The 1,908-nt window shown below is 70.1% G+C and carries 1 protein-coding gene; it reads left to right on the forward strand.

Features of this window, described 5'->3' with window-relative positions:
- Window positions 1-175: 175 nt before the first annotated feature.
- Window positions 176-1,612, forward strand: a complete 1,437-nt coding sequence (locus GA0115240_RS27885) for a lamin tail domain-containing protein (RefSeq protein WP_237555261.1) — start codon at window positions 176-178, stop codon at window positions 1,610-1,612.
- Window positions 1,613-1,908: the final 296 nt, after the last annotated feature.

The following is a 1,908-nucleotide window of genomic DNA, read 5'->3' on the forward strand; positions in this document are numbered from 1 at the left end:
AACGACTGAGCGCCACCGGGCCCCCTCCCGCCGGAGGGGGCCTGACCTGCGCGGTAACTGCCGTGTGTTCGCGATGCGTTCAGCTGCTTGTCGCCGCTGTGCCGGATCCTTCGCCGGGAGCAGGAACACGCTGCTCCTTGCCTGCCCCCCTTTTGTGAGAAAAGGACCGGCTACATTGCGTACGCATTGGCGTAGAAGAGCCCAACTCACCGCAGCCGCCCTGTCCGTCTTCGCCCTCGGCCTGGCCGGCGCCCCGGCAGTCGCGCACGCCCAGGCGAAGGCCCAGGCGGCGCAGAGCACGGTGCGGATCAACGAGGTCGAGTCGAACGGCGGCAGCCCGGGGGACTGGGTCGAGCTCGTCAACACCGGCTCGGCCGCGGTCGACGTGTCCAAGTGGGTCGTGAAGGACAACGACGACTCCCACTCCTACAAGATCGCCAAGAACACGTCGATCGCCGCGGGCGCGTTCCTGGCCCTGGACGTCGAGTCGTCGTACGGGTTGGGCAGTGCGGACTCCGCGCGGCTGTTCGACGCCAGCGGTACTTTGGTGGACTCGTACGCGTGGACCGATCACGCCGCGACCACGTACGGCCGCTGCCCGGACGGCACGGGTGCGTTCACCACGACCACCGCCCCCACCAAGGGCGCCGCCAACGCCTGCGGCAGCACCGGCGGCGGGGGCGGCGGTCAGCCGTCCCACGGGCCGTGGCCGGGCGGCTCCGCGGTGACCGTCGCGGACGGCTCGAACGTCTTCGGGGAGAACCTCAGCGGCCTGTCCTTCGAGAGCCCCGGCGTGCTGTGGGCGGTGGACAACGGCCCGAGCAAGCTCTACCGCCTGGTGCCCAACGCCGCGACGTGGAAGCCCGATTCCGCGGGCTGGTCCTCGGGCAAGTCCCTGCACTACCCGGGCGGCAGTGGCGACCCGGACGCGGAAGGCGTGGTCGTCACCCCCGACGGGACGTTCGTCTCCACCGAACGGGACAACGACAAGGACGGCACGAGCCTGCCGGAGATCCTGCGCTATGACACCGGCTCCACCGCCTCCTCGCTGAACGCGACCGGCGAGTGGAACCTCACCTCCGACCTGCCGTCCGTGCCCGCCAACTCCGGCCTCGAGGGCATCTCGTGGGTGCCCGACTCGTTCCTGACCGCGCACGGGTTCCGTGACGAGCACACCGGCGCCGCCTACAACCCCGCCTCCTACGCCAACCACGGCACCGGCCTGTACTTCGCCGGCCTGGAGGCCAACGGCACCGTCTACGCCTACGCCCTGAACCTGTCCACCGGCGGATACACCCGCGTCGCCACCATCACCAGCGGCTTCCCGGCCGTCATGGACCTGGAGTTCGAACCCGCCACCGGCCACCTGTGGGCGGTCTGCGACGACACCTGCCAGGGCCAGACCACCACCCTCGACATCAACGCCCAGGGCCGGTTCGCGCCCACCGCCGTCTACGACCGCCCCACCGGGATGGCCGACTACAACAACGAGGGCTTCGCCATCGCGCCTCAATCCACCTGCACCAGCGGCAAGAAGCCGGTCGTCTGGTCCGACGACGCCAATGACGACGGCCACGCACTGCGGGCCGGCACCCTGAACTGCACTCCCTGACCGCGGCGCATCCAGGCCCGGACAGGGGCTTAGGTGGGGCGGCCGTCGGCCGCCCCACCCGGGGCGCGCACCGGGCCGGCCGAGCGGCGTACCCACGGCAGCCCGTCCATTCCCCTTGTGGAGCCTAGACATCCGATGTATTGCTGATCAACGGCTTGACACCTCCCGTTCCTGACGCCACTGTGTGGCGCATCACCCCCACATGTTTCACGGGCGCCTCCCCCACGGAGCGTCCGTTGCCTCGGGAGGGGCCTTGCACTCACAACATCTCTCGTTCGGACGCCTCACCGGACGCC

The organism is Streptomyces sp. DvalAA-14 (assembly GCF_900091855.1).
GTDB lineage: Bacteria > Actinomycetota > Actinomycetes > Streptomycetales > Streptomycetaceae > Actinacidiphila.